We start from the raw sequence: 3,907 nt of genomic DNA, 5'->3' as shown, positions 1-3,907 counted from the left end.
CCCGGGTGGGGGTCAAAATTAAGGCTTGCAAATCCCCCTCGGGATCAATGCGGTCCATCAACGGCAATGCAAAGGCGGCGGTTTTACCGGTACCCGTTTGGGACTGGGCCAACATATCCCGGCCGCTGAGCAGGAGGGGAATGGCTTCCGTTTGAATTTGGGTAGGAGACTCAAAGCCAATGTCAGCCAAGAGTTGACAACGTTTTTCAGAAAGACCAAGGTCGGCAAAAGTACTAGTCAAGGTATTAGTCATGGAAAAGTTAAATAATTTCAGGTAACAAAAGACGGTTTAGTGGGCAAATAATTAAAAGTTAAAAATTTTGCGGGAATGGCTGGGAACCAACCGTCAATAACACAGCCAGTCCATCCCCTTAGTTCAATTAGCTAAAAAACCCTAGCCTCCTCGGCGGTTAGACCATAGAGGTCATAGTCGTCGGTGGCGGTGATGGTCACAGGCATAATTTCGTTCAAGTTAGCGGTCCCTTTGACGTAGACCAGACCGTCCACTTCCGGGGCAAATCTGGATGCTCGGCCAATGAACTCCCCGGTGCTAGGATTTTCCTGTTCGATTAGCACATCCAGGGTTTGTCCCAAGCAGGCGGCATTTTTCTGGGCAGAAATGGGTTGCTGCAGGGCCATTAACCGATCCCGCCGATCGCCCATTACCTCTTCCGGCACAGCGTTGGGCAGGTCAAAGGCGGCGGTGCCTTCCTCTGGGGAAAAGGTAAAGACTCCCACATGGTCAAATTGGTGGCGCTGGACAAAGTCTAACAAATGCTGAAAATGTGCCTCCGTTTCCCTCGGAAAACCAACAATAAAGGTGGTGCGCAAGACAGCGTCGGGGAGGGCGGCTTTGAGCTTGGTGATAATGTCGTCATTGACCTGACCTTGCCAGGGACGATGCATGGCTTTGAGAATGTCCGGGTGGGAGTGTTGCAGGGGCAAATCCAAATAGGGTAGGACGTTGGGCGTAATGGCGATCGCCTCGATCACTTTCGGGGTCAATCCAGTGGGATAGGCGTAGTGAATGCGAATCCAGGGAATATCGACTTTGCCGAGGGCCTGTAATAGTTCCGCCAATTTTGGCTCCCCATACAAATCCAAACCGTAGTTGGTGGTGATCTGGGAGATGAGAATTAATTCCTTTACTCCCTGGCTGGCCAATTGTTGAGCTTCGGCCACAACGGATTCGATGGGACGGGAGCGTTGCTTACCCCGCAGTTGGGGAATAATGCAAAAGGCACAGCGATAATCACAACCTTCCGCCACCCGCAGATAGGCGATCGCCTCGTTGGTGGTGCGATAACGGGGTAAATGTTCGTCGGCAATGAAACTAGGATTAGCAGAAATTGCTTTGACCCTTTGGCCCTGTTCCGTTTGCCGGATAATATCGACGATGTTCTGGTAATCCCCCGTGCCCACCACGGCCACCGCTTCGGGAATTTCCTCTAACAGTTGCTCTTGGAAATGTTGGGCCAGGCAACCGGAAATAACAATTTTCTTCTTGGCTTCAGCCAACTCCACCAAGGTCCGCACCGATTCCTGGCGGGCATCTTGGATAAAGCTGCAGGTATTAACAATGACGTAGTCGGCCAATTCTTCGTTGGCATCGACCTGGTAGCCGGCTTCCACCAGCAGTCCCAGCATATGTTCCGAATCGATCCGGTTTTTTTCGCAACCTAAATGGTTAATGGCGATCGTTGGCGTTTGGCCCATAAATTAATTACTAGGGATTAACTGACTATTGACTGAGTTCGAGTCCAAAGGATGTAGGGTAGGGACTAAACCAGGCAATGATCAGCAAATTCTGTAAACACAGCCTGCAGATGGGGAACGGTGGTCAGACCCTTTTTATTTGTAAAGACATTGTAACAGATTTACACCAGAAAACCTGAAGTCGTTTGGTGTAATGTTATACATTTGCTGACATTGACCCCAAAACTAGGGCGATCGCCATGGGGCCACGGTGTTAGATACCGGAAAATTACGCCCTAAGATCAACCAAAACGATAGCCGAAACCCCGCACTGTAACTAAGTATTCCGGCTGACTAGGGTCTTGTTCTAGCTTTTCCCGCAGCCAGCGGATATGGACATCCACCGTTTTGCTATCTCCCATAAAATCAATGCCCCAAATATGTTCAATTAACTGTTCCCTGGACCAGACCCGCCGGGGATAGCTCATGAACAATTCCAACAGGCGGAATTCCTTCGGGGCTAGATTGACTTCTTCTCCCCGCATTAAAACCCGGCATTCCTGGGGATAGAGCACCAAATCCCGAAATTTACGGAATGGGGCAATGTTGTTACCGGCCAGGCCTTGGCGACGGATCATGGCCCGGCAACGGGCAACCAATTCTTTCAGGCTAAAGGGCTTAGTGATGTAGTCATCAGCCCCCACTTCTAAGCCAGTGACCTTTTCCATTTCACTGCCCTTGGCACTGACAATTAAAATCGGAGTGTTATCGCCACCAAAGCGCAAACTACGACACACATCTAAACCGTTTACCTGGGGAAGCATGATGTCGAGAATGATCAGGTCAACGGCGGCCTGGCCTGGGTCTTCGCTAAATTCTTGCAACAGGGCTAAAGCGTCGCGTCCATCGTCCACTGCATAGACTTCATAACCTTCTTCCTGCAGTGAGAGGACAATGGTTTCACGGATGGAAACTTCGTCTTCAACAACCAAAATACGATGGCTGGGGGGAAGTTCCTGTTGTTGGAGTCTATGGGGGGGGGCTTCTAGCGTTGCCATTGGGAAACCTACTAGATGTTGTTTAACCAACATATAACATACAAGATTGATGTTAACAGCAAACTTTTTTGGCGGAATAATGACATGGGGAAGGAAGCAAACCTCCCCTAGTCCTGAAAATTGTCCATGGAGAAATTTCCCTCCTTTGCCGTTAAAGGGAAATCATTGGATTTATAAAACCTAGGTGTGGAATGGGACTTGATGTACTTTTGGCCCCTAGAATTTACCGAAGCCCTCATCGACTAAGCTTGGCTTATTTTGATAGGCGGCCACCGCTAGGCGATCGCACCGCTCATTTTCCTTGTTGCCAGCGTGGGCTTTGACCCACTGAAACGTAACCTGGTGTTTTTCGCACAGCGCTAACATCGTTTCCCAGAGATCGGGATTTTTGGCCTTTTCCTTGGCATTTCTTTGCCATCCCTTGGCCTTCCATTTCTTGGCCCAACCCTTGCTCATGGCATCGACCATATAGCGGGAATCGGTGTAGAGCAATACCTGGGACGGTTCTGGTAAGTGACTCAAGGCGGCGATCGCCCCCATAATTTCCATGCGGTTGTTGGTGGTCATTTTATAACCGGCGGATAGTTCCTCCCGGCGACCATCATCGTAGAGAATTACTGCGCCATAGCCACCGGGGCCAGGATTCATGGAACAAGCGCCATCGGTGTAGAGGGTTACGGAGTTTGGGGTGGAGGCCATGGACAAATTCAGCAAGGTTAGGGTTAATGGAAAAGTCAGCGCCGGTCAAGCTGGGCTCGCAAGCAGGATGGAAAATCAGAGTGAACGAAGATCGTTTTGCCGACACGAAACTGATGCGCCTACAACTTTGTTTATATCTGCTTCCCGTAGTGGGCATATTACCGTCCCTCTGGCAGTTGCGCCAACCAGACCAACCTGGTTGGGCTGACCATGAGTATCATCGTCAACGTCGCCGCTTGAGCCGTCGGTCATTGCAGTTAACCCTGGGCTGGCTCTGTCTGTATTTACTGCTCTGGGGTACTGGCCAGGGGACGGGGGAATTGGCAGGATTTAGACTGATGTACCTGAATGGCCTGATCAGCACCGGTTATTTCCTGGTGTGTTTGCTTTGGATGGGCAGAATTTTTTTCCAGCCTTTGCCATCTGCGAAGAAATAGTGCCTGGATTACCAAGGG

5 protein-coding genes are annotated in these 3,907 nt (G+C 50.3%); 1 reads left to right on the top strand and 4 read right to left on the bottom strand.

Going from position 1 to position 3,907, the window contains the following annotated elements; all coding sequences use genetic code 11:
• The 4 genes from IQ219_RS17760 to rnhA form a co-directional block, all read right to left on the bottom strand.
• Positions 1 to 253, bottom strand: a 253-nt coding sequence (locus IQ219_RS17760) for a DEAD/DEAH box helicase (protein ID WP_194073486.1), incomplete at its 3' end; no start/stop codon positions are given.
• A gap of 131 nt (positions 254 to 384) precedes the next feature.
• The gene (gene rimO / locus IQ219_RS17755; RefSeq protein ID WP_194073485.1) at positions 385 to 1,716 is read right to left on the bottom strand and encodes a 30S ribosomal protein S12 methylthiotransferase RimO; all 1,332 of its coding nucleotides are present in this window, start codon (positions 1,714 to 1,716) and stop codon (positions 385 to 387) included.
• Between the two features lie 281 nt (positions 1,717 to 1,997).
• Positions 1,998 to 2,786: a response regulator transcription factor gene (locus IQ219_RS17750; protein ID WP_228017310.1), complete on the bottom strand. Its 789-nt coding sequence runs from the start codon at positions 2,784 to 2,786 to the stop codon at positions 1,998 to 2,000.
• A 183-nt stretch (positions 2,787 to 2,969) separates the two neighbouring features.
• Positions 2,970 to 3,452, bottom strand: a complete 483-nt coding sequence (gene rnhA / locus IQ219_RS17745; protein WP_194073483.1) for a ribonuclease HI — start codon at positions 3,450 to 3,452, stop codon at positions 2,970 to 2,972.
• 80 nt (positions 3,453 to 3,532) lie between these two features.
• On the opposite strand from rnhA, the gene IQ219_RS17740 reads away from it, so the two are divergent.
• Entirely contained in the window at positions 3,533 to 3,889 is a 357-nt protein-coding gene (locus tag IQ219_RS17740; RefSeq protein WP_190597801.1) for a hypothetical protein, read from the top strand.
• Positions 3,890 to 3,907 lie beyond the last annotated feature (18 nt).

This window comes from Synechocystis sp. LEGE 06083, from assembly GCF_015207725.1.
GTDB lineage: Bacteria > Cyanobacteriota > Cyanobacteriia > Cyanobacteriales > Microcystaceae > Synechocystis > Synechocystis salina.
Note: the sequence above shows the minus strand (reverse complement) of the source record. Positions and strands in the feature narration are given on the sequence as shown.

Bases quoted from the DNA above. Each gene is read 5' to 3' on its own strand.
- rimO (WP_194073485.1), bottom strand. From the start codon at position 1,716: ATGGGCCAAACGCCAACGATCGCCATTAACCATTTAGGTTGCGAAAAA.
- IQ219_RS17750 (WP_228017310.1), bottom strand. From the start codon at position 2,786: ATGTTGGTTAAACAACATCTAGTAGGTTTCCCAATGGCAACGCTAGAA.
- rnhA (WP_194073483.1), bottom strand. From the start codon at position 3,452: ATGGCCTCCACCCCAAACTCCGTAACCCTCTACACCGATGGCGCTTGT.